21 protein-coding genes and 1 tRNA gene are annotated in these 24,290 nt (G+C 57.1%); 5 read left to right on the forward strand and 17 right to left on the reverse strand.

The window, feature by feature from the left end; translation table 11 throughout:
• Window positions 1-34 precede the first annotated feature (34 nt).
• Window positions 35-2,347 carry an ATP-dependent Clp protease ATP-binding subunit ClpA gene (gene clpA, locus ABDK75_RS12325; RefSeq protein ID WP_099210941.1) on the forward strand — a complete coding sequence of 771 codons (2,313 nt, stop codon included), beginning with the start codon at window positions 35-37 and terminating at the stop codon, window positions 2,345-2,347.
• 47 nt (window positions 2,348-2,394) lie between these two features.
• Here clpA and ABDK75_RS12330 read toward each other — a convergent pair whose 3' ends face one another.
• The 14 genes from ABDK75_RS12330 to ABDK75_RS12395 all read right to left on the reverse strand — a co-directional run bounded on the left by ABDK75_RS12330 (window position 2,395) and on the right by ABDK75_RS12395 (window position 19,100).
• The gene (locus ABDK75_RS12330; RefSeq protein ID WP_339405937.1) at window positions 2,395-2,859 is read right to left on the reverse strand and encodes a DUF3465 domain-containing protein; all 465 of its coding nucleotides are present in this window, start codon (window positions 2,857-2,859) and stop codon (window positions 2,395-2,397) included.
• A gap of 72 nt (window positions 2,860-2,931) precedes the next feature.
• Complete coding sequence (gene gap, locus ABDK75_RS12335) at window positions 2,932-3,951, reverse strand: type I glyceraldehyde-3-phosphate dehydrogenase (protein WP_211498780.1); 1,020 nt, start codon at window positions 3,949-3,951, stop codon at window positions 2,932-2,934.
• Window positions 3,952-4,042: 91 nt separating this feature from the next.
• Entirely contained in the window at window positions 4,043-5,443 is a 1,401-nt protein-coding gene (locus ABDK75_RS12340) for a sugar porter family MFS transporter (RefSeq protein WP_099210947.1), read from the reverse strand.
• Window positions 5,444-5,565: 122 nt separating this feature from the next.
• A complete protein-coding gene (locus ABDK75_RS12345; RefSeq protein ID WP_346006023.1) occupies window positions 5,566-7,218 on the reverse strand; it encodes an electron transfer flavoprotein-ubiquinone oxidoreductase in 1,653 nt (550 codons plus the stop codon).
• Between the two features lie 34 nt (window positions 7,219-7,252).
• Window positions 7,253-8,179 (reverse strand): electron transfer flavoprotein subunit alpha/FixB family protein, encoded by a 927-nt coding sequence (locus ABDK75_RS12350; protein ID WP_211498779.1) that lies wholly within the window; start codon window positions 8,177-8,179, stop codon window positions 7,253-7,255.
• The gene (locus ABDK75_RS12355; protein WP_203548268.1) at window positions 8,179-8,940 is read right to left on the reverse strand and encodes an electron transfer flavoprotein subunit beta/FixA family protein; all 762 of its coding nucleotides are present in this window, start codon (window positions 8,938-8,940) and stop codon (window positions 8,179-8,181) included. Before ABDK75_RS12355 ends, ABDK75_RS12350 begins: the two co-directional genes overlap by 1 nt.
• Window positions 8,941-8,956: 16 nt before the next feature.
• Window positions 8,957-9,814: a sugar phosphate isomerase/epimerase family protein gene (locus tag ABDK75_RS12360; RefSeq protein ID WP_346006024.1), complete on the reverse strand. Its 858-nt coding sequence runs from the start codon at window positions 9,812-9,814 to the stop codon at window positions 8,957-8,959.
• A gap of 2 nt (window positions 9,815-9,816) precedes the next feature.
• A complete protein-coding gene (locus ABDK75_RS12365; RefSeq protein WP_346006025.1) occupies window positions 9,817-10,965 on the reverse strand; it encodes a dihydrodipicolinate synthase family protein in 1,149 nt (382 codons plus the stop codon).
• Window positions 10,966-10,974: 9 nt separating this feature from the next.
• Entirely contained in the window at window positions 10,975-11,742 is a 768-nt protein-coding gene (locus tag ABDK75_RS12370; RefSeq protein WP_346006026.1) for a 3-ketoacyl-ACP reductase, read from the reverse strand.
• Window positions 11,739-12,881 (reverse strand): acyl-CoA dehydrogenase family protein, encoded by a 1,143-nt coding sequence (locus ABDK75_RS12375; RefSeq protein ID WP_346006027.1) that lies wholly within the window; start codon window positions 12,879-12,881, stop codon window positions 11,739-11,741. The genes ABDK75_RS12370 and ABDK75_RS12375 overlap by 4 nt, the downstream gene beginning before the upstream one ends.
• 160 nt (window positions 12,882-13,041) lie before the next feature.
• The gene (locus ABDK75_RS12380; RefSeq protein ID WP_046900155.1) at window positions 13,042-14,301 is read right to left on the reverse strand and encodes a glycerate kinase; all 1,260 of its coding nucleotides are present in this window, start codon (window positions 14,299-14,301) and stop codon (window positions 13,042-13,044) included.
• A 44-nt stretch (window positions 14,302-14,345) separates the two neighbouring features.
• Window positions 14,346-15,917 carry an acyl CoA:acetate/3-ketoacid CoA transferase gene (locus tag ABDK75_RS12385; RefSeq protein WP_346006028.1) on the reverse strand — a complete coding sequence of 524 codons (1,572 nt, stop codon included), beginning with the start codon at window positions 15,915-15,917 and terminating at the stop codon, window positions 14,346-14,348.
• A gap of 91 nt (window positions 15,918-16,008) precedes the next feature.
• Window positions 16,009-17,601: a GMC family oxidoreductase N-terminal domain-containing protein gene (locus ABDK75_RS12390; RefSeq protein WP_346006184.1), complete on the reverse strand. Its 1,593-nt coding sequence runs from the start codon at window positions 17,599-17,601 to the stop codon at window positions 16,009-16,011.
• A 2-nt stretch (window positions 17,602-17,603) separates the two neighbouring features.
• The gene (locus tag ABDK75_RS12395) at window positions 17,604-19,100 is read right to left on the reverse strand and encodes an aldehyde dehydrogenase family protein (RefSeq protein WP_346006029.1); all 1,497 of its coding nucleotides are present in this window, start codon (window positions 19,098-19,100) and stop codon (window positions 17,604-17,606) included.
• Between the two features lie 478 nt (window positions 19,101-19,578).
• On the opposite strand from ABDK75_RS12395, the gene ABDK75_RS12400 reads away from it, so the two are divergent.
• A complete protein-coding gene (locus tag ABDK75_RS12400; protein WP_211498774.1) occupies window positions 19,579-20,232 on the forward strand; it encodes a TetR/AcrR family transcriptional regulator in 654 nt (217 codons plus the stop codon).
• A 97-nt stretch (window positions 20,233-20,329) separates the two neighbouring features.
• Here the strand turns inward: ABDK75_RS12400 and ABDK75_RS12405 are convergent.
• A tRNA-Thr gene (locus tag ABDK75_RS12405) sits at window positions 20,330-20,404 on the reverse strand.
• 55 nt (window positions 20,405-20,459) lie between these two features.
• Complete coding sequence (dksA, locus tag ABDK75_RS12410) at window positions 20,460-20,873, reverse strand: RNA polymerase-binding protein DksA (protein ID WP_046900902.1); 414 nt, start codon at window positions 20,871-20,873, stop codon at window positions 20,460-20,462.
• A 231-nt stretch (window positions 20,874-21,104) separates the two neighbouring features.
• Between dksA and ABDK75_RS12415 the strand changes: the two genes are divergently transcribed.
• From ABDK75_RS12415 to ABDK75_RS12425, 3 genes are read left to right on the forward strand one after another with little or no spacing between them, the layout of a single operon-like run.
• On the forward strand, window positions 21,105-22,235 hold the full coding sequence (locus tag ABDK75_RS12415) for a flagellar basal body P-ring protein FlgI (protein WP_099210967.1): 1,131 nt from the start codon (window positions 21,105-21,107) through the stop codon (window positions 22,233-22,235).
• Window positions 22,235-22,534: a rod-binding protein gene (locus ABDK75_RS12420; protein ID WP_086634242.1), complete on the forward strand. Its 300-nt coding sequence runs from the start codon at window positions 22,235-22,237 to the stop codon at window positions 22,532-22,534. Before ABDK75_RS12415 ends, ABDK75_RS12420 begins: the two co-directional genes overlap by 1 nt.
• On the forward strand, window positions 22,531-22,938 hold the full coding sequence (locus tag ABDK75_RS12425) for a flagellar protein FlgN (RefSeq protein WP_244591065.1): 408 nt from the start codon (window positions 22,531-22,533) through the stop codon (window positions 22,936-22,938). The genes ABDK75_RS12420 and ABDK75_RS12425 overlap by 4 nt, the downstream gene beginning before the upstream one ends.
• Window positions 22,939-22,950: 12 nt before the next feature.
• Here the strand turns inward: ABDK75_RS12425 and ABDK75_RS12430 are convergent, their stop codons facing one another.
• A complete protein-coding gene (locus ABDK75_RS12430) occupies window positions 22,951-24,243 on the reverse strand; it encodes a hemolysin family protein (protein ID WP_064273570.1) in 1,293 nt (430 codons plus the stop codon).
• Between the last annotated feature and the right edge of the window lie 47 nt (window positions 24,244-24,290).

A 24,290-nucleotide genomic window follows, 5' to 3' on the forward strand; every position in this document is an offset into this window, starting at 1 on the left:
CTCTTCCACGAGAGGTCGAGAGGAGCGCCACCCTATGCTGTCCCGTACGCTCGAACAGACGCTCCACCGCGCCCTGACATTCGCAGGTGATCGGCGTCATGAGTATGCCACCCTCGAACATCTGCTGCTGGCTCTGACAGAAGACGCCGACGCACTGACGGTTTTCCGCGCCTGCGGAATTGACCTCGACAAACTGCGCTCGGACCTGACGGACTTTCTGGACAAGGACCTTGCCGGTCTTGCATCCGACCGTCCGACAGAACCAAAACCAACAGCGGCTTTCCAGCGCGTAATTCAACGCGCAGCCATTCATGTGCAAAGCACAGGCCGCGATGAAGTTACGGGTGCCAACGTTCTCGTTGCGCTCTTTGCGGAACGTGAAAGCCACGCCGTGTACTTCCTGCAATTGCAGGACATGACGCGACTCGATGCCGTGAACTTCATTTCGCATGGAATCGCCAAAGCGCCAGACCGTGGCGCTGGTCGTAAGGCTGCCGCTGCATCCAAGGATAATTCCGAGCGTGAAGAGCGTAAGGAAACAGCCAAGGACGGCGCACTCGCGACCTATTGCGTCAATCTGAACGATCGTGCCCGTGAAGGGCGGATCGATCCACTGATTGGTCGCGATCAGGAGATCGAACGCACGATCCAGATCCTGTGCCGCCGCACCAAAAACAACCCGCTGTATGTGGGTGACCCGGGCGTCGGCAAGACTGCGATCGCTGAAGGCCTGGCAAAGCGTATTGTTGAGAAAGACGTGCCTGAAGTCCTGCAGGACTGCACGATCTACTCTCTCGACATGGGCTCCCTGCTAGCTGGCACACGTTACCGCGGTGATTTCGAAGAACGCCTCAAGGCTGTCGTGACGGAAATGGACCAGACGCCCGGTGCGATCCTGTTCATTGATGAAATCCACACGGTCATCGGTGCGGGCGCGACGTCTGGTGGTGCGATGGATGCATCGAACCTGCTCAAGCCAGCTCTGGCTGCAGGCACGCTGCGCTGCATTGGCTCCACGACGTATAAGGAGTTCCGTCAGCACTTCGAGAAAGACCGTGCACTGGTGCGGCGCTTCCAGAAGATTGACGTCCCTGAGCCGTCAGTCGAGGACACGATCAAGATCCTGCGCGGCCTTAAGGGCAGCTACGAGAAGCACCACAAGGTTCGCTATACCGACGAAGCCCTGCGTGGCGCCGTCGAACTGGCCGCCCGGTATGTGCATGACCGCAAACTGCCCGATAAAGCCATCGACGTTATTGACGAAGTCGGTGCGGCGCGGATGCTGGTGCCTGAGAACAAGCGCCGCAAGACCGTGACGCTACGGGATGTGGAAGATGCAATCGCCAAGATTGCCCGCATCCCACCCAAGAGTGTCACGGCGGATGATCGGGAGACCCTGCGCCATCTGGAGCGGGATCTGCGGAACATGGTGTTCGGGCAGGACAAGGCGATTGATGCACTGGCTGCGGCGATCAAGCTGTCCCGTGCGGGCCTGCGTGATGCGGAGAAGCCGATTGGCAACTACCTGTTCTCCGGCCCTACGGGCGTCGGCAAGACGGAAGTTGCGCGTCAGTTGGCGTCGTCTCTGGGCATCGAGTTGATCCGCTTTGACATGTCCGAGTACATGGAGCGTCATTCGATCTCCCGTCTGATCGGCGCGCCTCCAGGGTATGTCGGGTTTGATCAGGGTGGACTGCTGACGGATGCGATTGACCAGCATCCCCATGCCGTCCTGCTGCTGGACGAAATCGAAAAGGCCCATCCGGACCTTTACAACGTCCTGCTTCAGGTCATGGATCATGGCCGCCTGACAGACCACAACGGCAAGACAGTCGATTTCCGCAACGTGATCCTGATCATGACCACGAATGCGGGCGCGGCTGACCTCTCCAAGGAAGCGATCGGTTTCGGCCGGACCAGCCGTGCGGGTGAGGATGAAGAGGCAATCAAACGCACCTTCACGCCTGAGTTCCGCAATCGTCTGGATGCGATCATTCCGTTCGCTAACCTGACGCCGGAAACCGTGGGCCGCGTAGTGGAGAAGTTCGTTCTCCAGCTCGAAGCCCAGTTGGCTGACCGTCACGTTACGATCGAAATCTCCTCTGCTGCCAAGGAATGGCTGGCCGAGAAGGGTTATGATCGCCTGTATGGCGCACGTCCTCTGGGACGCGTCATTCAGGAGCACATCAAGAAGCCACTGGCCGAGGAACTGCTCTTCGGTCGACTGGCCAAAGGCGGGGCCGTCAAGATTGGCCTCAAGAACGACGTGCTGGACTTCGAGATCATCGAAGGGACGGGCGTCAAAGGCGACAGTAGCGCCGAGAAGAAAGACGAAGCGACCAACTAGGCCGCCCGTCACGAAAAAGCCCGTAGGACCTTCCTACGGGCTTTTTTTTATTCGTAGCGGTGTCCGTTGACGGTCACATATCCGGGCCACGGCCATTTGCGGCTGCTGCCGTGATGCGTCCAGTCGACCCCCTGCTTGCGCAGGCTGTCGTAGTAGTATCGTCCCTGAACCTCGACGGTGTCGCCCTTCTGCACCCAGGGCCATTGTGGGGCAGTCATTTCATCCAGCCCGGAGACAATCCGGATGGACACGCCCTGCCCTACATCAAGGTAGAAATAACCATGCCATCCGCTGCGGGTCCGCTTCGCATGGGGTGCAATGGCGATGACGCGCCCGCAAATATGCTCGGGAAGATCCGTCCGGGTGGCGCCAAGTTGCTCGAAGGTCTGCTGGTCACTCAGGAATTTTGCATTGTCACAGCTTGCCGGCATCGGCGCTATCGCCTGTGCCAGAGCGGGAAGTGGCGCACCAAAACACGCCATCGCAGCCAGAAGTCTCAGACGGGACATCATCAAAAGCACTCTCCAGTCAGGAAAGTGCTTTTATGCGCCGAAACACATCCTGAAACAAATGCTGTCGCCCGTTTACAGGGAACCGAACAGAACAGCCGTATCGATCATGCGGTTCGAGAAACCCCATTCATTGTCATACCATGAGCAGACGCGAACCATTCGACCACATTCCATTATGGCTGTCTGCGTGGCGTCAAAATTCGAGGATGCAGGCGAATGGTTGAAGTCGCTACTAACCAACGGGGCGCTACTGTAGGCCAGAACACCTTTCAAGGCCCCCGAAGCCGCTTCCTGCATGACGCGATTGACGTCCTTGGCCGTTTCCGGTGGACGGCGGGACAGGAAGTCGAACGATACCAGCGAAACATTGGGCGTTGGCACACGGATGGACGTGCCATCCAGCCGACCCTTCAAATGCGGCAGAACCAGACCAATTGCCTTGGCCGCTCCCGTGGACGTAGGCACCATGTTGAGCGAGGCGGCTCTGGCACGGCGAAGGTCTTTGTGCCGCCGGTCAACGATCTGCTGATCTCCGGTGAAAGAGTGGATCGTCACCATGTATCCGCACTCGATACCGTAATTGTCGTCGAGCACTTTCACGAGCGGCGCCAGACAATTCGTTGTGCAGGAGGCATTGGAAATGACCGTCATGTCCGGCTTCAGCATGTCATTGTTCACGCCGTAGACGATGGTTGCGTCCACATCCGTGCCAGGCGCTGAAATCAGGACTTTCCGGGCACCGGCCTGAAGGAGCGTGGAGGCTTTTTCCTTGGTGGTGAACAGGCCGGAACATTCAAGGGCTACATCAACACCGTCAAATGGCACCTTCGACGGGTCACGCTCGGATGAAATACGAATGGGACCGTAAGACCGCCCGTTATGGGTCAGGGTCAGCATATCGCCTTCGACGTGGACTTCCCCTGGGAGGCGGCCATGCACGCTGTCATATGTCAGCATGTGAATCTTGTCTTCAACGGACCCAGGGCCATTGATGGCGACGGGCACAACGTCATCCCGGCCGCTTTCAAGAATGCTGCGAAGGGCCAGTCTGCCAATACGGCCAAAACCGTTAATGGCGATCTTTACTGTCATTGTCTTTGGTCTCCGTCAGGGAAAACCGCCGCAAAGGCGGTTTGTCCCGGCAGGTGTGAAAGCGCCGGGACAGTCGTGCCGAGGGGCAGGATCACAGACCGATCCGGTTGAGTGGCTTGCCCGCCATCAGGTTCCGCTCAATCTGCTCAAGGGAAACACCGCGGGTTTCAGGCACAAATTTCAGGGTGAGGTAGATGAAGAACGCATTGAACGCCGCGTACATCCAGAAGGTCTGGGCATTCCCGATGGTGTTCAGGAGCGTCAGGAACGTCAGGCCGACGATCATGTTCGTGACCCAGTTCGTGAAGGTGGAGCAACCAATGCCGAAATCACGCCCTTTGATGGGCTGAACTTCCGAGCACAGGATCCACACCAGCGGACCGGCAGAGAACGCAAATCCGACGATGAAGGCCAAGAGCATGATCACGGCGCCATATCGCGCAAGTTCGCTATTGCCGGTTCCGAAGTAGAGCAGCGTCCCGACTGAAGCCATGCCGATCGTCATGATAATGAAGCCGGCAATCAGCATCGGGCGACGGCCCCATTTGTCCACGAAGCCAATGGCAATGAACGTCGAAAGCACATTCACCAGACCGACAATGGCCGTGCCCCACATGGCTGCGTTATCGCCAAAACCTGCGACTTCGAAGATGCGGGGCGCGTAGTACATCACCACGATGATGCCCGTGAACTGCTGCATGGTCTGGAGCAGAATGCCCAGAAAAACAGAGCGGCGGAAATTGGCGTTGGCCTTGAACAGGCCGTAGCCACCTTCAATCTGAGCAAGCTGCTCTTCAATGTCCGAGATCTCGGCGCGTGCGTCGCCTTCATGGCCACGCAGCTGATGCAGAACCGTAAAAGCTTCGTCCTTACGGCCCCGCAATACGAGCCAACGGGGGCTGTCAGGCAGCAGAAGCACGCCAAGCAGAAACACGACGCCTGGAATAGCGACAATGCCGAGCATCCAGCGCCATGAGCCGGAATAAGCCAGCAGCGCGTCAGAGATGAACGCTACAAAAATCCCGACCGTAATCATGAGCTGGTAAACCGAGATCAGAGACCCACGGTAGTGCTGATGCGCAATCTCGGAGATGTAAAGTGGAGCGGTAAAGCTTGCGATGCCAACAGACACGCCAAGCACCATACGCCCCACAATCAGCAGCGTGACGGATGTTGCCAGCGCGCACAGCAGCGACCCGAGAACAAACAGGACAGCTGAAGACAGCAGTAGGCGCTTCCGGCCGAAAAGATAGGACAGGCGCCCACCGCAGACGGCACCTACCGCCGCACCAACCATCATCGATGAGACGATGCACTCCTTGCCGAAGTCCGTGACGTTGAATTCCAGACCGATGAATTTCAGAGCCCCTGAAATCACACCCAGGTCGAGACCAAACATCAGACCCGCAACAGCAGCCAGAATTGCCGTCAGGACACTTTTACCATTCAGAGACACTGGCGGCGGTGGTGCCGAAAGGTCGATGCCACTCATTGCCTTATTCCTTACTTCAGATTCCCATTATGGGAATAGTCTTTCAACGCAGCATGTTCTCAGGTTGTTTATTCAAGTAAAATCAAATAAAAGAGACCGAGTATATTTCTTTTTATTTGAATTTACATGTTTGGATAGTTCGGTCCATCGCCTCCCTGCGGCGTTGTCCAAACGATATTCTGGCTTGGATCTTTGATGTCGCAGGTTTTGCAATGCACACAGTTCTGGAAGTTAATCTGGAACCGTGGCTGTTCATTCTCTGGACGCAGAACCTCATACACGCCCGCCGGGCAGTAACGCTGGGCAGGCTCAGCGTAGAGCGGCAGGTTCACCTGGATTGGGATGGATGGATCACGGAGTGTCAGATGGCAGGGTTGGCGTTCTTCGTGGTTGGTGAAGGCAAACGCCACATTGGTTGTGCGATCAAAGCTGAGTTGCCCGTCCGGCTTGCGATATTCAATCGGCTTGAAACTGGCAGCCAACCCTGTTGCCGCGGCATCGGACTTTCCATGTCCGAGCGTTCTGAAGGGAGAGTGCCCGGTCAGAGTTGTCATCCACATATCCAGACCACCGAGCGCAACACCGCCCAGGAGGCCAAACCGCTCCCACAGAGGTTTGACGTTACGGACGGCCTTTAAGTCTGTCCCGACAGGGCCGTTTCGCAGTTCTTCCTCATAATCCGTCAGTTCATCCTGAGCGCGCCTAGCCGCCAGCGCTGCGCGGGCCGCATCGGCAGCGGCAATGCCGGAGAAAATGGCGTTATGACTGCCCTTGATGCGCGGAACATTCACAAGCCCGGCGGAACACCCAAGCAGAACGCCGCCAGGGAAAGTCACTTTCGGAATGGACTGCCAACCACCTTCGGATAGCGCACGCGCGCCATAAGCCACGCGTTTTCCGCCCTTCAGCAGTTCGGCCACCATCGGATGGTGCTTGAACTCCTGAAACTCACGGTAAGGGTCCAGATACGGGTTTTCATAGCCCAGATGGACGACGAACCCGACGCAGACCTGATTGTTGTCGAGATGGTAGATGAAGGACCCGCCACCTGCCTTGCTGTTCAGCGGCCAGCCCATGGTGTGTGTGACCGTGCCTTCATGATGCTTGGCGGGATCGATCTCCCAGATTTCCTTGAGTCCCAGCCCGAATTTCTGCGGATCCTTGCCCTCGGAAAGCGAGAAACGATCCATCAACTGACGAGCCAGTGATCCCCGCGCACCTTCGGCGAAGAACACGTATTTCCCGCGCAGTTCCATACCAGGCTCGTAGGCATCTCCCGGCGTTCCATCCGGGTTTTTACCGAACTCGCCAGCCACCACACCCGTAACGCGCCCCTGATCGTCATAAACGACTTCGCTTGCCGCCATACCGGGGAAGATTTCCACTTCCAGACCCTCTGCAACCTGTGCAAGCCAGCGGCAGACATTCCCCAGCGAGACAATGTAATTCCCGTGGTTGTCCATGAGCTTTGGCACCAGAACATTCGGCAGGCGGATCTGGCTCTTTTCCGTCAGCAGGAAGAAATTGTCTTCCCTTACCGGCACGGTGATGGGCGCATCCATGGTCCGCCATTCGGGAAGCAGCACATCCAGCGCGCACGGATCAATGACCGCGCCTGACAGGATATGCGCCCCGACTTCAGACCCTTTATCCAGTACGACCACGGAGAGGTCCGGCTCATTCTGTTTGAGCCGGATCGCCGCGGAGAGACCGGCAGGGCCAGCGCCGACGATGACAACGTCATAGTCCATGCTTTCCCGTTCGATCGTAGTCATGGTTTTTCTCCTCCCTGCAGACTGCCAGGGCCTGTCAGAGTTTTGCCGTCAGTTCGGGAAGGATGGTGAAGAGGTCTCCCACCAGCCCGTAATCCGCGACCTGGAAAATCGGGGCATCTTCGTCCTTGTTGATGGCGACGATCACCCGGGAATCCTTCATGCCCGCCAGATGCTGGATCGCCCCGGAAATGCCGACCGCGATGTACAGATCAGGCGCCACGATCTTGCCCGTCTGCCCGACCTGCCAGTCATTCGGCGCGTATCCGGCATCAACAGCAGCACGGCTGGCGCCGATGGCGGCATTCAGCTTGTCCGCAAGCTTGGCGATGGTGTCGAAATTCTCTTTCGATCCGACGCCACGACCACCTGAGACGATATTCTTGGCAGCCGTTAGCTCCGGACGTTCGGATTCAACCGCCTTGTCTTCCACCCAGGACGAGAGACCCGGATCAGCAGGCACGGAGACATTGTCCACACTGGCTGAGCCACCTTCACCAACAGCCGAGAAGGCCGCCGTGCGAATGGTGAAAACCTTCACCGGATCGGAGGACTGCACCGTCTGGATCGCATTACCGGCATAGACCGGGCGATCGAACGTCTCGGCATCTTTCACGGCCGTCACATCAGACAGGATCATGACATCCAGCAGAGCCGCGACGCGTGGCAGAACGTTCTTGGAGAATGCCGTCGAGCCCGCAGCGATATGACTATAGCCCGAGGCCAGAGACACGATGAGGGCCGCGACAGGTTCAGCCAGTTCATGAGCCAGAGACGCATCATCCGCCAGTAGGACCTTGGAGACACCCTCAAGCTTTGCAGCTTCGGCGGCAGCTTCCGCGCCGTTCTGGGTGGCAACGAGAACCGTCACATCACCCAGCGCTTTGACGGCAGACAGGGCCTTGGCAACGGTATCGGTTACGAGGTGGCCATTGGCCACTTCAGCGAGCAGCAGAACAGACATCAGATCACTCCTGCTTCATTTTTGAGTTTCGAAACCAGCTCATCAACGGAACTGACCTTCACACCAGCCTGACGCTGAGGCGGTTCAGCCGTGCGGATGACCTTCAGACGCGGCGCAATGTCCACGCCGAGGTCAGACGCCTTGCGTTCTTCGAGCGGCTTCTTCTTGGCCTTCATGATGTTGGGCAGCGCGACATAGCGCGGCTCGTTCAGGCGCAGATCGGACGTGATGATGGCGGGCAGCTTCACGCGGATGGTCTGAAGGCCACCATCAACCTCACGGCTGACGGTTGCACTGTCGCCCTCAATCTCGACGGATGATGCGAACGTGGCCTGCCCCCAACCCAGCAGGGCGGCGAGCATCTGGCCAGTCGCGTTCATGTCGTTATCGATGGCCTGCTTGCCCGCGATGACGAGGTTTGGTTTCTCATCCTCAATCACTTTCGCCAGCAGTTTGGCGACGGCGAGAGGCTCGATATCCACATTCACATCCGTCGTGGCTTCGACGAAAATGGCGCGGTCCGCGCCCATGGCGAGCACGGTGCGCAGTGTTTCTTTCGCCTGCGGCACACCGATGGAGACAGCGACCACTTCCGTGGCGATGCCTTTTTCCTTGAGGCGGACGGCTTCTTCGATAGCGATTTCGTCAAACGGATTGACCGACATCTTGACGTTCGCAAGCTCGACCCCAGATCCGTCACCCTTTACGCGGATGCGGACGTTGTAATCGACGACACGTTTGACAGGGACGAGGATCTTCATGATGCCCTCCGATGGGTCAGCAGACAGTGCGGAAGCGTTCGACCATCGTGTCCAGCACGTCAGCCGGATGGCGCTTCCACCAGTTGTTCGCGGAAAAGATTTCCACCTCGCAGAAACCGGAATACCCGGCGGCTTCCACCTCCCTGCGGATCCCCCGCAGGTCCGCAACGCCATCCCCCATCATCCCGCGGTCAAGCAGGATGTCCGTTGTGGGAACGAGCCAGTCACAGAGGTGAAAGCCCAGAATGCGGTTTCCCGCACGAGCGAGCTGGCGTGGCAGGTCCGTGTCCCACCACACATGGTAGATATCGATCGCAACGCCCACGCTATCCGACGCTAGAAGGTCGCACAGATCCAGGGCGTCACGGGTGGTCGTGAGGCAGGAGCGGTCTCCGGCGTAGGCCGGATGCAGCGGCTCTAATGCGAGTTTCACGCCACAGGCTTCAGCGTAGGGAATGGCCTTCGCCATCCGGTCCGCCACGATGTCCAGGCTGTGAGCCACGCCCTTCGTGCCGGTTTCCACACCACCGACAACGATGGTCAGAACATCGGTTCCGAGCGCGGCTGTCTGATCGATGGACTGACGGAAATCCGACAGGATTGCCTCTTCGCTCTGAAGCCCCAGCGGACCGACCAGAAAGGGCGTCCGGCACAGGCCGACAACCTTCACCCCAGCCTGACGCGCCCGGTCTCCAATTTCCGCAGCCCGGCCTTCGATCTCCCGCCGCCAGAACACGATCCCGCCGATGCTACGTTCAGCACAGGCGTCGATCGTCTGTTCCGGTGACCACCCTGCCCCGACACCCGGCACATTATGGCCAAGCGTTGCGGTATTGAGGGCGAGAGCCGAATGATCGTGGCGAAAGTCCCGCATGATCAGGCCCCGTACACCGACAGAAGGGACTTCATGCGGTGCACAGCCAGATCCGGGTTCCGCAACAGGCCGCAGCCATCAGCGAGACGGAAGATCTCCGTGAAATGCTGGAAGGACCGCATGGACTGCGCACCATTCAGCATGACGAAGTGATCCTGAAAGCCATTCAGCCAGGCCAGAAACACCACACCCGTCTTGTAGTACTGCGTCGGGGCCTGAAAGATCACACGAGCAAGTGGAACAGTCGGGTCGAGTGCGTCGTGAAAGCCTTTTACGTCCCCTTCGCCGAGCAGTTTCACACCACGAGCCGCAAGCGGCGCGATCGGATCGAAAATGCCGAGAAGTGCGTGGCTGTAGCCCTGCTCGTCACCAGCAATCAGTTCCGGGTAATTGAAGTCATCACCCGTATACATCCGCACGCCCTTTGGCAGGCGGCGGCGCATGATGATTTCCTTCTCCTTGTCGAGAAGGGAAATCTTGATGCCGTCCACCTTCGAGACGTTTTCTTCAATGATGCTCAGGACTGTTTCCAGCGCCTCATTGAAATCATCCGTGCCCCAGTAGCCAGCCAGAGCCGGATCGAAATCTTTGCCCAGCCAGTGCAGAACGACAGGCTCATCACAGGCAGAGAGCACCTCGCGGTATACCCGCTTATAGTCCTCGGCACTGGACGCCACGCGGACGAGGGCTCGGCTGGCCATCAGAATGACGCGTGCGCCAACCTTCTGGATCGCCTCGACCTGTTCCAGGTACGCCGCCAGTACATGATCGACAGAGCGTGCATCCTTCGGGTCCAGATGGTCTGTCCCCGCTCCGTTCACGACCATCGCATCGGGCAGTTCGGCCTTGGTGCGACGGATCAGATCCAGCGCACCGGGCCAGTCCAGACCCATGCCGCGCTGGGCCGTATCCATGGCTTCAGCAATTCCGAGGCCCATGCCAACGAGATAGCGACGGAACTCAAGCGTCTTCTTCCAGTCGATCGTAGCACGGCCGGACGGTGCATTATCCGTAAACGGATCAGCGACGACATGGGCCGCCGAATAGACGATCCGGGCCGGATTGGCCGGAAGGACACTGCGAGGAACAGGAGTACCGATCAGATGGTAATCCATCTTCCGGCCGGTTTCGTCGGGCAGGATGATCTTCATAACCGTTTCTCAGAAGCGCGGCACAAGCATTCCGGCATCCGCCGAAATGACCTGGCCTGTGGTGTAAGGCAGTTTCCCGGTAGCAAGAGCCGCAATGATGCGCCCCATGTCCGAGGGCTCTCCAACACGGGGAAGCAGGGTCAGCCCCTCTTCCGCGCGCTGGCGGTAGTGCTGGATCACGGCAGCCGTCATTTCTGTAGCGATCAGGCCAGGCTGAACGTCATAGACCGCGATATTCTCGATCCCGAGACGCACGGCCAGAGCCTTGGACACCATGGCCGCCGCAGCCTTTGACGCGCAGTATTCAGACCGCTGCACCGCCACAGCCGTCGCGTTCGACGATGTGACATTGACGATCGAATGGAACGCATCCGCTGACCGCTCCCGGCTCAGAAGGCGCTTTGCGAAAGCCTGTGAGAGAAAAAACACCGCCTTCGCATTGATCGTCAGGCACCGGTCCCAGCTTGCTTCGGACACGTCCAGCAGGTCACCCCGCTGGAGGACGCCGACGCCCGCATTGTTGACCAGCGTTGTCAGCGGGCCGAGTTCGTCTTCGATCCGCGCCAGAACACCCTCATGGGCGCGGATGTCGGACACATCAAACGGGGCGGCCACAACCTTGGCGCCCAGCCCTTCCAGACGGGCCACGGCTGCACGCAGTTCTGCATCATCAAGCGGTCCGTTTACCGCTAAAGAAAAGCCTTCTTTAGCGAGCGCTTCTGCGGCGGCCAGGCCGATCCCGCGTGAAGAGCCGGTGACGAGAGCGACCTGTCTCATGTACGGGCGCCCTTCTTGAGCAGTTCACGCGCGATGATCATGCGCTGGATCTGGTTCGTACCTTCATAGATCTGTGTGATCTTGGCATCGCGATACAGACGCTCAACTTCAAAGCCACGGATGTAGCCGGAGCCACCAAAGACCTGCACAGCATCCGCCGTACGGGCCACAGCCACGTCACCAGCAAAGCATTTTGCCATGGAGCAGGAGCGCGTGGCGTCCTGACCGTTATCGATCTTCACCGCAGCGGAATGAACCAGCAGACGGGCCGCTTCGATGTCCTTGGCCATATCGGCCAGAAGCCACTGAACACCCTGGAATTCGGAGATGTGTTTGCCGAACTGCTTGCGCGTTCCGGCATAATCGACAGCGGCTTCAAGACCAGCCTGTGCGATGCCAACAGCGAGCGCCGCGATGCCAACACGTCCCTTGTCCAGCACGCTCATCATCATGTGGAAGCCACGGTTCATCTCGCCCAGAAGAGCATCCGGGCCGAGGCGCACATCGGAGAAATCAAGCGCACCAACCTGGCTGGCCCGCTGACCCATCTTGTGCTCTTTCGGGCCGCGCTCAACGCCTTTGGCATGCAGGTCCACAATGAAAATGGACATGCCACGGTTTCCGGCTTCCTTGTCCGTCCGCGCCAGAACGAACCCGAGATCCGCCACCGGGGCGTTATGGATCCAGATTTTGCCGCCGTTCAGAATCCAACCATCGCCATCACGTTCAACTGTGGTGCGAATGCCGGACACGTCCGTGCCGGCTTCCGGCTCGGTGATGCAGTAAGCAACCTTGCGCTTCATGGAGAGAATTTCTGGCAGCAGTTTCTTCTGCTCATCCGTGCCGTGACGCACCAGGAGCGTGGAAATCAGTTCCACCAGGCCACACTGATCGGCGATGCTGGCATAGCCGCGGGACAGTTCTTCCATCACGACGGCATAGGTCAGGGTATCGAAGCCAGGCCCTCCGAGCTCTTCCGGAACTGCAATGCCGAACAGACCAAGACGGCCCATTTCTTCGTAGATTTCGGCCGGAAAGCGTTCTTCACGGTCGAGGGCCTCAGCAGCAGGGCGGATGACTTCATCCACGAAGGACCGTGTGGTCTCGCGAACCTGCTCCTGCATTTCATTGAGAAACATAACCCGATTCCCTTAATTAGTAACTAACCAGTTAGTTAGTATAATGACTGATCTGTTTTCAAGGCCATTCTGCGCTTTGAAATCAAAAGAACTTGATGTTCATAATACCCAGAATGAATTCGTTCTCTCTATGGAACAGTTTTTACTTCGCCATCTTTTTCTACCTCAGCAGAATAGCGCGAAAATCATTGACGTTTGTCCCGGTAGGACCTGGCACAAACAGGTCATCCAATGCCTCAAAGGCAGTATAGGCGTCGTTTTCCGCCAGCAGGACGGACGGATTAATCCCACGCGCGCGCAGTCGTCCCATACTTTCGCCATCCGCAAAGGCGCCGGCATTGTCCTCAGACCCGTCAATTCCATCTGTATCCGCAGCGAGTGCGGAAACCGGAAGACCTTCAGCCGCGAGCGCAAACGACAGGAGAAACTCCGTGTTGCGACCACCCCGTCCACGTCCACGCAATGTCACCGTTGTTTCTCCCCCCGAGAGGATGACAACCGGCTTCTGGAATGGCTGATTACGAATAATCACTTCACGCGCGATCGCTGCATGGACCTTCCCGACGTCCCGGGCTTCCCCTTCAATCGCGTCGGACAGGATGACAGCTGGAATTCCAAGATTCCGGGACGCTGCGGCTGCTGCTTCAAGAGACAGATGAGCCGACGCCACGATACGAACTTCGTTCCCGGCGAATGCCGGATCTTCCGGACGCGGCGCCTGCCCCAGTTCTCCGTCGAGCCATGCCTGCACTTTAGGCGGCAGGGCGAGCTTCCAGGCCTTGGCCATATGCCGCGCGTCTTCGCGTGTTTTTGTATCAGGCACGGTTGGTCCAGAGGCCACCTGTGCCGGATCATCGAACGGTACATCCGAAACTATGAGTGAAACGACTCTCGCCGGGGAAGCGGCAGCGGCCAGACGACCGCCCTTAATCCCCGAAAACTGCTTGCGGATGCTGTTCATGACAGAAATCGGCGCGCCAGAAGACAGGAGAACCCGGCTGAGCTCTGCCTCATCTTCCAGCGTGAACCCTTCTGGCGGGCATGGCAGCAAGGCCGAGCCGCCCCCGCAGATCAGAGCAACGACCAGATCATCCGGACCTAATCCGCGCACCGCCTCAAACAAAGCCGCCGTTGCAGCCAGACCGGCTTGATCCGGAACCGGATGGGAAGCCTCCAGAACGCGGATCTGTTCTGTAGGGTAGCCATAGCCATAACGGGTGACGACAACGCCTTCCAGCGGACCATCCCACACGCGCTCAAAGGCTGCGGCAAGCTGGGCTGCCCCCTTCCCGGCCCCAACCACGACCGTCTTGCCTTTCGGGCGTTCCGGCAGGTTGGCAGCCAGCACGAGGTCTGCATCAGCCGCGGTAATGGCGGCATTGAACAGACCTGTCAGGAAACTGTGATCGTCGACTGTCATGGCTTCTTTCAGACTCCACTCACGGAAAAGACGGCCTGGGGTGTTCAGAGCGTGAGCCCCATCACGGCATCTCTGAACAGAACGGCATCCATTTCCTTCAGTTCAGGCGAAACCTTCAGAGGCGTGGATGCCTGATCGAGCACGTCTTTCTGCAAGTCGATGCCCGGCGCGATTTCCGTGACCGTCAGCTCACCGTTCAGGAGCTTGAGAACACAGCGTTCCGTCACGTAGGTGACGTCCTGCCCTGTTTCGGTGGCTCTGCGCCCTGAGAAGCTGACCTGATCCACCTCTGGCACGATCTTGGAAATCTTGCCTTCCCGATCAATCACGAGACGGCCGTCCTCGATGTGCATCTTGGCTCCGGCATTGAAATTGCCTGAGAAGATGATGCGCTTGGCCCGTGCCGTAATGTCTACGAAACCGCCCGCCCCTGCCGTCCGATGCGGCGTGGCAGCAAGGCGGCTGACGTTAACAGACCCATCAGCCCCGATCTCAAGGAAGGACAGCAGGGAGCAGTCAAAACCGCCCGCCTGGAAGTAGCTGAACTGATGGGGAGAAGCGACGAACGCCTCAGCATTACTGGCGCAACCGAACTTGAAATCCAGCAGCGGAACGCCGCCAACCGGCCCCTGTTCGATGACCCATGTCACGCTGCCATGCAGGCCTTCTTCCAGCAGGATGCGTGGCACATTGGCGGAAATCCCGAAGCCAATGTTGACCGCCCAGCCATCCTTCAACTCCTGCGCCACACGTCGCGCAATCACCTTGCCCGGATTGAAATCCGGAATAGCGAAGGACGACAGAGGCCGAAAAATCTCGCCGGAAATCGCCGGATCATAAGGTGTGGCTGTGGTCTGCAACTGATCCGGGGCTTCCACAACAACGTCCACCAGAATACCCGGCACTTTGACGTCATGCGGCTTCAACGTACCCTGTTCTGCCACGCGGCGGACCTGCGCGATGACCAAACCACCATTGTTATGAGCAGCCAGAGCCATTTCCATGGCACCAAGGGTGGCGCCTTCCTGCTCGAACGTCAGATTGCCATTTTCGTCCGCTGTCGAGGCGCGAATGATCGCAACGTCCGGCTTCAGCGCCGGGAAATACAGCCAGTCTTCGCCCTCGAAGTCCATGTGACGCACGATGGGATTGGAGCGTGCGGTCTCATTCATCGCACCGCCTTCCCGTTTCGAGTCCACGAAGGTATCGAGACCAACCTTCGTCAACACGCCGGGACGCAGGGCCGCACCTTCGCGCAGCATGTCGAAGATAACGCCAGATGGAAGGTTATAAGCGGCGACGTCCTCGGCCAGAATGCGCTGCCAGATAAGCGGTGGCTCAGCATTGCTGGGACCGGACGGGTAAGACCCGCCGATGATCTTTTTGATCATGCCAGGCTGGGCGATATGATCCACACCCTTGGTCCCAAACATGTCACCCGTCGCGATCGGATGGATCGTCGTCAGGTTCTTCGGGGCCGCTTCCTTTTCAAAACGTTCCCCGAGTGCCTTCAGAACGTCGTCGGGGCACAGAAGCCCGGACGATGCGTTGATCGCAATGGTGGAACCATCCTTGATAAGACTGACGGCTTCCGCTGCGGTTCTGGTCTTGGTCATTGCCTTTGATCCACTATAACTATCTTGTTAGTTACTTATGATCTTGTAAAAATCGCGACGCATGAGGCGCCGCTTGAGAAGGTTATCGTTCTCAAGCATTCCCCAGAATAAAGTCCGCCGCTCGCTCACCAATCATGACCGTTGCGGCATTGGTGTTAGACCCAAGCAATGATGGCATGACCGAGCTATCACAAATCCGGATGCCCTCCAGGCCATGCACATGCAGGCGTGGATCAACAACGGCCATCTCGTCCCTGCCCATCTTGCACGTGCAGGTCGGATGGTAGGATGTACGCCCCTGCTGACGAGCATAATCCTCATATGCCTTGAGCGTATGGCCGCCGCCTTCTGGCAGGCAAACCTTGCTGATGTATTTTTGCAGCGAGTGGCTACCGAACATTTCGTAGCTCAGGCGAACGCCCTCGGCCGTTGTCCGCAGATCGTCCGGGTGACCCAGAAAATTCGGATCCACAATCGGTGCTTCCCGAGGGTCAGACGAACGCAACGTGACAGACCCGCGCGCTTTTGGACGGAGCGTATAGCTGTTGAGCGTGATGCCAGACGTCCCTTTCGGAACAGACGCCACACCCGCTTCCGCGCCAGCGCCCGCCAGGAAGTGGAACTGAAGATCCGGGCAGCTTGCAGCCGGATCGCCGTACCAGAAGGCTCCGCCTTCCACGACGTTCGACGCTACTGGACCACTTCTGAACAGCGAATATTGCAGGCCAGCCCACATCATCCACTTGTACTGGTTGTACTTGTCGAAACTGTCATGGCCTTTCAGTTCCGCAACAATATCGACACCAAAGTGATCCTGAAGATTCTGACCCACACCCGGCAAATCATGAACAACGGGAATACCGTGCTCTTTGAGATGCGCAGCCGGACCAACGCCAGACAGCATCATCAGCTTCGGCGTACCGATTGCACCGGACGTGACCAGCACTTCCTGCTCAGCACGCGCAGTGTGCATCTGTTTGTCCGCAATGTACTGCACGCCGACTGCGCGCTTCCCCTCGAAGACAACCTTCAGAACCATCGCACCAGTAATAACCGTCAGGTTCTTCCGTTTCAGAGCGGGACGCAGATATCCAACGGCCGTAGAGCAGCGCCGGTTATTGCGCACCGTCAGCTGGTAAATACCAGCACCCTGCTGAACTGGACCGTTAAAGTCAGGGTTATACGGAATTCCGATTTCCTGGCAGCTCTGTACGAAGGCGCGGCTGACGGGATTGGGGCAATCCAGGTTCGACACGCCGAGTGGACCATCCGTTCCGTGCCATGATCCGGCAAGAATGGAATTTCCCTCAGAGCGGATGAAGTACTTCTGGATGTTTTTGAAGCCCCAGCCGTCAGCTCCCTCCTGCTCCCACCGATCGAAATCAGACGGATGGCCACGTGTGAAAACTTCGGCATTGATGGATGAACCACCACCGAGAACACGCGCCTGCACATAAGGAATCTGGCGGTTATTGGCGTGCTTCTGCGGTGTGGTGACAAGCCCCCATGTCAGGGGACCCGTCGTCATTTTCGCAAAGCCAACCGGCATGTGAATGAGCGGATTGGTGTCACGCTTGCCTGCTTCGATCAGGCAGACGCGCACCGCCGGGTTTCGGGAGAGACGGGCGGCAAGAACACATCCTGCCGAGCCGCCACCAACGATAACGTAATCGAAACCAGTCATCATTATGCGATCCAGTGCGTCCGTTTGCCGAGATCTACGTGAACGGATTTGATCTGGGTGTATTCTTCCACCCCATACATACCCGCTTCACGGCCCCAGCCAGACTGCTTGAAACCACCCAGCGGCATTTCAGGGCCGCCAGCCATGATCGTGTTGACCCAGAAGCGCCCGGCCTGAACCTTGCGCGTCACCTTCAGGGCCTTGCTGATATCCTTCGTCCAGACAGACGCGGCCAGACCATAAACCGTGTCATTGGCCAGGGAGATCGCTTCCTCAAGCGTGCTGAACCGGAAGACGGACAGCACAGGGCCAAAGATCTCGTCAGTCGCAATGGACATATCTGGCTTCACATTCGTGAAGAGTGTTGGCGCAATGTACTGCCCACGACCCAGATCGACCTTGTTACCGCCACACAGAACGCGCGCGCCTTCGGCCTTCCCCTTCTCGATATAGTCGAGAATGGTTTTGTTCTGAGCATCCGTCGTAATGGCGCCAATCTGCGTTTCCGGGTCAAACGGGTCGCCCACGCGGATCTTTTCCATCTTGGCGACAACAAGCTTTTCAAACTTATCAGCCACAGACTCTTCAACGATCAGACGGCTGGACGAAACGCAGCATTGCCCGGTGTTGAAGCTGATCCCAAAGGCCACCGCATCGGCCGCATCTTCCAGATCGCTGTCCGCAAAGACGACAATCGGGTTCTTGCCACCAAGCTCCAGGCCAAGCTTCTTGAGGTTGCTGTCTGCGGACGCATGGATACAGGACCGGCCAACACCCGTGGAACCAGTGAAGGACAGCATATCCACATCCGGATGCTGCGTCAGAGCCTGACCAACACTCTTTCCGGTGCCCGTCACGACGTTATAGACGCCCTTTGGCAGGCCGGCTTCCGTCAGAATATCGGCCAGCATCAGCGTGGTTGCGCTGGTGACTTCCGCGGGCTTCACGACGACCGTGCAGCCCGATGCCAGAATGAACGGCACGCGCTCACACAGGATCATGAACGGGAAGTTCCAAGGCGTGATGAGGCCAACGACACCCACCGGCTCACGCAGAACCATTCCGAACAGGCTTTCGCCCAGATTGTTGAAGCTGTCGCCGTGCAGAAGACGTGCGGCACCAGCAGCCATCTCGAAACAGGAAATACAGTTGTCGATCTCAGCCTTGGCCTGAGAAATCGGCTTGCCGTTCTCCAACACTTCCCAGAAAGCAATGTCATCGCGACGCTGCTTCAGAAGCTCAGCCGTTTTAAGCAGGATCGCACTGCGTTCTGAGCTTGCCAGACCAGCCCATGTGCCGTTCTCAAACGCACGACGCGCGGCGACTACGGCATCATTCAGATCCTCTTCCGTGCAACGTGCAATTCGCGTGACAATAACATCATGACTGGGAGACTTGCGCTCGAACATCTCACGTCCGTGGCGCCACTCACCATCGATGAAAAACCCAAAGTCACGAGCCACTCCGGATGGAGCCAGTTTCTGTGCCATCTTGTTCATTGACGGCTTCTCCCTGTCTTTTTTGACGAGCACTCAATGACGCATCGTCGTTTCAGATTGTCCCGTGAGCAGACGGTCAGCGCACCAGGATTGTTTAACGGTAAAGATACTGTCGAACCGCCTGCCGTAAGCGGTGCGCTGGAAAGGGATTTCACTCTTACCCAGGCATTGGTTTGAAAATATTACTCTCCACAAGAAAGCCGCCCCTTCGAAAATGTTTCCGAAAAAACCGCCACCGCGGAATATTTTTCTCAATCCTGTCCCTTGGTTTCGCCCCTCCACAATGGAGAGATCAAAGCGCCTTTCGCACCATCTGGTTACTTTGGTAGCGCAGAATGGAAAATCTCATAAATCACGTTATAGTGATAAGTAAATCTCTTTTATATGTTATTTTTTATGTGATGTTTTGACGTCTGCGCGTTTCCGGCCATAAAGCGGGAACTTCAGGCCCGGCTCCAGCAAAAAGCGAGATTTCCCGTTGAGTGCACAGTCCCCAGACACACAGTCGCCCCGCCCTCGAATCCGCGACGCAGAAGCTACAAAAAGCCGGATTCTAGAGGCCGCAAAAAAAGAGTTTGCAAAAAACGGCCTTGAAGGGGCCCGCGTCGACGCAATCGCGCTGGAAGCCAATGCCAATAAGCGCATGATTTATCACTACTTTGAAAGTAAAGAGAAACTCTTCCAGACAGTTCTGGAAAATGCCTATTTCGATATTCGCGAATCTGAGAAAAAGCTGGATCTGGATAGCTTAGATCCCAGAGAAGCCCTTGAACGACTCGTCCGTTTTACCTGGAACTATTACATCCGGAACCCTGAATTCATTTCACTGGTGAATAGCGAGAATCTAGCACAGGCCCGGCATTTAAAGTCTTCAGAAACCGTCAAGATTGTCAGCAGACGCTTCGTCGGACTCGTTGACACGATTTTAAAGCGCGGTGTAGCGCAAGGACTTTTCCGAGAGGGCGTTGACCCGGTCCAGCTCAATATCACTATAGCAGCCGTCAGCTACTACTACTTCACCAACCAGTATACAGGATCGATCATTTTCGAACGGGAACTGATGTCTGAGGCTGCTCAGGCAGAGCGCATTCGCTTTAACATCGAGACGATTTTGAGAATTGTTTCTCTGTGAGCCTTAGCCCCAAAATTCACTGAGCGAGAAAACGCGTTTTCTGGGCCAGTTAAGCCTAAGAATTTTAATTAAGCATCATATTTCAAGAAGAAAAGACTGGTGCTGCTGGACAGGATTGAACTGTCGACCTCTCCCTTACCAAGGGAGTGCTCTACCACTGAGCTACAGCAGCAGTACCGGTGCCTTGGCGCGCTTCGTATCTCTTCAGCGCGCCAAGTGCAACCCCCTTAATCGTCGCGATGTACCTTTTCCATGCGCTCGTGACGTTCCTGAGCGTCGATGGAAAGCGTAGCAATCGGACGTGCTTCCAGGCGCTTCAGACCAATTGGCTCGCCGGTTTCCTCACAGAAACCGTAGCTTCCGTCTTCGATCCGGAGCAGAGCCATATTGATCTTGGCAATAAGCTTACGCGCACGGTCACGGGTTCTCAGTTCGAAAGCACGATCCGTTTCGACGCTTGCACGGTCTGTAATGTCAGATTCATGAATCCCGCCTTCTGAGAGACTGGCAAGTGTGCCGTCAGCCTCTTTCAGCAGGTCCGCACGCCAGCGCAGAAGCTTCTGCCTGAAGTACTCCACCTGGAGGGGGTTCATGAATTCTTCTTCGTCGGAAGGGGTATAATCCGGCGGTAGCGTAATCATGCGCATCCAATCCCAGCTAATCCGCCAACGTCCGATCGATAGCCGCGGGCGATAACGCGCGGCTTATAGCCATCACAGATCATTTCGCCAACCCCGTAGATCTTTATTCCATCTCTCCTTCAACCGCAGAATTCCGCGCCCGTGTTAGGTGTTTCTTTACGATACCGCGTCATCCTGAGTGTCAAAGGGTCTTTGTTACAGTTTAACCCGTCAGGATTTCACTGAACTTTCATGTCTGTCCTCTTCAGCTCTCATCCAATTTTTCGGCGCCTAACCGCTATTTTCTGCGCTTTTATCCTGGGCGCCCCGTCTCTGACGCTGGCTGCCACTGTCCGCATCAAGGACATCACAGACATGGAAGGCGTCAGAACCAACCAGTTGATTGGCTATGGCCTCGTGGTCGGCCTCAACGGCACAGGGGACCGGCTGACAAATTCCATTTTTACCCGAGAGACTCTGATTTCCATGCTCAACCGGCTCGGTGTCAACATTCGGGATCAGGAGACACAGTTACAGACTCATGACGTCGCAGCAGTCATGGTCACGGCGGACCTACCGGCGTTTGCCCATGGCGGAAATCGGATTGACGTCACGGTCTCAGCAGCCGGGGATTCCTCCTCCCTGACAGGGGGAACACTCCTCGTTACCCCCCTCATGGCAGCAGATGGCGAAGTTTACGCCGTCGCGCAGGGTAGCCTGGCGACAAATGCCTTTAGTGCCCGCGGTGCTGCTGCTTCCGTGACCCGCAACGTTCCGACCAGTGGCCATATCGCAAATGGTGCAGTTGTAGAGCGTGAGGTTCCGTTCGATCTCAGTCACCGCAAGAATCTGCATCTCAGCCTACGGAACCCTGATCTGACGACAGCAAGCCGAATGGCAGCCGTTATCAACCGCACAATAGGTCCCATCGCTGTTGTCGAGGATCCTCGAACAGTCCTGCTGGACCTCAGTACCCGTGACCCGGTCCCCACGCTGTCTCGCATTGGAGACCTGCTGGTGACACCCGACAACCCAGCCAAGGTCATCGTGGACGAAGCCAGCGGAACAATCATCATGGGCGCTGATGTCCGTATCAGCACAGTGGCGGTTGCGCAGGGCAATCTAACCGTTCAGATCACGGAAACTCCACAGGTTTCTCAGCCTGGGCCGTTTTCAAACGGTCAGACCGCTGTTGTCCCTCGTACCAATGTCAAAGTTGATACGGGCAAGAATAACCATTTAGCCGTTCTTCCGGGTGGAACGACTTTACGGGAACTGGTGTCGGGCCTGAATGCACTCGGCGTTGGCCCTCGTGACATGATCAGTATTTTGCAGGCTATCAAAGCAGATGGAGCCCTGCAGGCAGAGCTGGAGATGCGCTGATGACTGTCTCAGATCTACCGTCGTTATCACAGGGCTATGCCCTTCACGATAATGCCCCGGATGCTGCCAAGACCCTCAAGGCCGCGAGGGATTTTGAATCCATGACCATCAACCAGATGCTTCAACCCATGTTCCAATCCAGCGATGACAGTCAGAATATGTTCAGTGGGGGAGCAGGAGAGCAGCAATTCCGTCCCATGCTGGTCGAGCAGATTGCGAAGCAGATGGAAAATAACGGGGGCCTGGGCATGACGGACGCTATCAATCGGCAAATGCTGGCTATGCAGGAACAGAAATGATGACCACGTCCATCATTACGGCAATGGAAGAGCTCATTGCGATTCTGGCACTTGAAAACAATGCTCTGTCAGAAGCACGACTTCCTGACGCTTTGAAGCTTATCCCTCAGAAACAGGCTGCCGCGACAAAACTGGAGACGGCAGTCGCAACCGCCTCTGAAAAGGATGCCTGCGCCTTTACTGGCACACCTCTCCTCCCCGAGCACAGTAGTCTTCTGAAAAAAATGATTACGCTGGGCAAGCGTAATGGCGAGTTGCTCCAGCACGCAATTGCCTCGCAGAAACGCGTCATAGAACTGCTGACGACTTTTCCATCGTCAGAAATGGTGCAGAGTTACGGCCATAAGGGGGCTTACGCCCATGAAGAGGCAAAACGTCAGGCACTGTTTGTGAGCCGTGCCTGATCGAGACTGGAATCAGTCTTCCGCCAGGACCTGCCGACTAACCTTGACCTTGGCAACACGACGACGATCCATTTCGAGCACTTCGAAAAGCCATCCCTCGAAAGCTACCTTATCGCCTCTGGCCGGAACACGGCGCAACAAGGCCAGTATCACCCCACCCAAGGTATGATAGCTGCCGCCTCCTGGGAGCTCGGGTAGATCAAGGCGCGAGCGCAGTTCATCGGCCGGCATGAAACCCTCAAACAGGTATTCATCTCCCCCCTCAGCGGCCTGAAGCTCGAAGGAATTGGCTTCGGTCTTCTCTTCACCGACAATGGCCTCGAAAACATCAGACGGCGTCACGATGCCTTCGAAAGAGCCGTATTCGTCCAGAACGAAAGTTATGCCGATATTCACGCCGCGCAGGCGTTCAATCATGTCCTGAGCGCTCAGACTGTCAGGAATGACAGGTGGCTCGCGCAATGCTGCCTCAATAGACACCGGCATTCCCAGCAACAGACGATCCATGATGTCTTTGGCAAGAATGACACCTACCGGATGATCGACGTCCCCCTCACACACCACGATACGCGCATAGGATGACTGCCTGAGCTTGCGCACGAGCGTTTCCTGATCAGCGTGCCGATCCACCCAGAACAGCTCATTACGAGGTGTCATGATGGCTCGGACGGGACGGTCAGCCAGCCGGAGCAGGCGTTCGATCATGGCCTGTTCGTCCGTTTCCAGAACGCCCGCGCGTGCGCCTTCAGCCAGAACCGCTCGGAGCTCTTCCTCCGTCACAGCGGCACGGGTCAGAGGCCCGACACGAAGCAGGCGCAGTACAAGCGATGAAGTGCCGCTCAGAAGCCACACGACAGGCTGAGCGACGCGGGCAACGACCACCAGGAGCCAGGACAGGCGAGACGCTATGATCTCAGGCTGCTGCAAGGCAATCTGTTTGGGAACCAGTTCACCAAATACCAGCATCGCAAAAGTTATGATCGCCACGACCAGAACAATCGAGAGCTCACCCGCAAAGGGGTGCAGAGCGGGAACGGTTGCTATCCAGTCCCGGATGTTGGCTTCAATCTGGCTTCCACCAAACGTACCTTCCAGAATTGAAACCAGCGTCATGCCGATCTGGACGGTAGGAAGAAATGCATGCGGGTCTTCCGCAAGACGGAGTGCTGCGGGCGCGCCGCGGAAACCCTGCTTTGCAAGGACTTCCAGCCGGGGGCGCTTGGCTGAAATAAGTGCCAGCTCTCCCATGGCAAAAACAGCGTTCAAAAGAATAAGCAGGCAAATAACAAAGATCGGGGTCAACATGGTCCGGCCGGAGTAATGAGACCCTGATGATAGTCAGGACTGCCGTT

The organism is Gluconobacter sp. OJA (assembly GCF_039638325.1).
GTDB lineage: Bacteria > Pseudomonadota > Alphaproteobacteria > Acetobacterales > Acetobacteraceae > Gluconobacter > Gluconobacter cerinus.

Coding starts and splice junctions, on each gene's coding strand:
- ABDK75_RS12370 (WP_346006026.1), bottom strand. CDS start 11,742: ATGAGACAGGTCGCTCTCGTCACCGGCTCTTCACGCGGGATCGGCCTG.
- ABDK75_RS12385 (WP_346006028.1), bottom strand. CDS start 15,917: ATGACCAAGACCAGAACCGCAGCGGAAGCCGTCAGTCTTATCAAGGAT.
- ABDK75_RS12395 (WP_346006029.1), bottom strand. CDS start 19,100: ATGAACAAGATGGCACAGAAACTGGCTCCATCCGGAGTGGCTCGTGAC.
- ABDK75_RS12340 (WP_099210947.1), bottom strand. CDS start 5,443: ATGAGTGGCATCGACCTTTCGGCACCACCGCCGCCAGTGTCTCTGAAT.
- ABDK75_RS12415 (WP_099210967.1), top strand. CDS start 21,105: ATGTCTGTCCTCTTCAGCTCTCATCCAATTTTTCGGCGCCTAACCGCT.
- ABDK75_RS12380 (WP_046900155.1), bottom strand. CDS start 14,301: ATGACAGTCGACGATCACAGTTTCCTGACAGGTCTGTTCAATGCCGCC.
- ABDK75_RS12365 (WP_346006025.1), bottom strand. CDS start 10,965: ATGAAGATCATCCTGCCCGACGAAACCGGCCGGAAGATGGATTACCAT.
- clpA (WP_099210941.1), top strand. CDS start 35: ATGCTGTCCCGTACGCTCGAACAGACGCTCCACCGCGCCCTGACATTC.
- ABDK75_RS12330 (WP_339405937.1), bottom strand. CDS start 2,859: ATGATGTCCCGTCTGAGACTTCTGGCTGCGATGGCGTGTTTTGGTGCG.
- ABDK75_RS12375 (WP_346006027.1), bottom strand. CDS start 12,881: ATGTTTCTCAATGAAATGCAGGAGCAGGTTCGCGAGACCACACGGTCC.
- ABDK75_RS12355 (WP_203548268.1), bottom strand. CDS start 8,940: ATGAAGATCCTCGTCCCTGTCAAACGTGTCGTCGATTACAACGTCCGC.
- gap (WP_211498780.1), bottom strand. CDS start 3,951: ATGACAGTAAAGATCGCCATTAACGGTTTTGGCCGTATTGGCAGACTG.
- ABDK75_RS12350 (WP_211498779.1), bottom strand. CDS start 8,179: ATGTCTGTTCTGCTGCTCGCTGAAGTGGCCAATGGCCACCTCGTAACC.
- ABDK75_RS12345 (WP_346006023.1), bottom strand. CDS start 7,218: ATGACTACGATCGAACGGGAAAGCATGGACTATGACGTTGTCATCGTC.
- dksA (WP_046900902.1), bottom strand. CDS start 20,873: ATGATTACGCTACCGCCGGATTATACCCCTTCCGACGAAGAAGAATTC.
- ABDK75_RS12360 (WP_346006024.1), bottom strand. CDS start 9,814: ATGCGGGACTTTCGCCACGATCATTCGGCTCTCGCCCTCAATACCGCA.
- ABDK75_RS12390 (WP_346006184.1), bottom strand. CDS start 17,601: ATGACTGGTTTCGATTACGTTATCGTTGGTGGCGGCTCGGCAGGATGT.
- ABDK75_RS12420 (WP_086634242.1), top strand. CDS start 22,235: ATGACTGTCTCAGATCTACCGTCGTTATCACAGGGCTATGCCCTTCAC.
- ABDK75_RS12425 (WP_244591065.1), top strand. CDS start 22,531: ATGATGACCACGTCCATCATTACGGCAATGGAAGAGCTCATTGCGATT.
- ABDK75_RS12430 (WP_064273570.1), bottom strand. CDS start 24,243: ATGTTGACCCCGATCTTTGTTATTTGCCTGCTTATTCTTTTGAACGCT.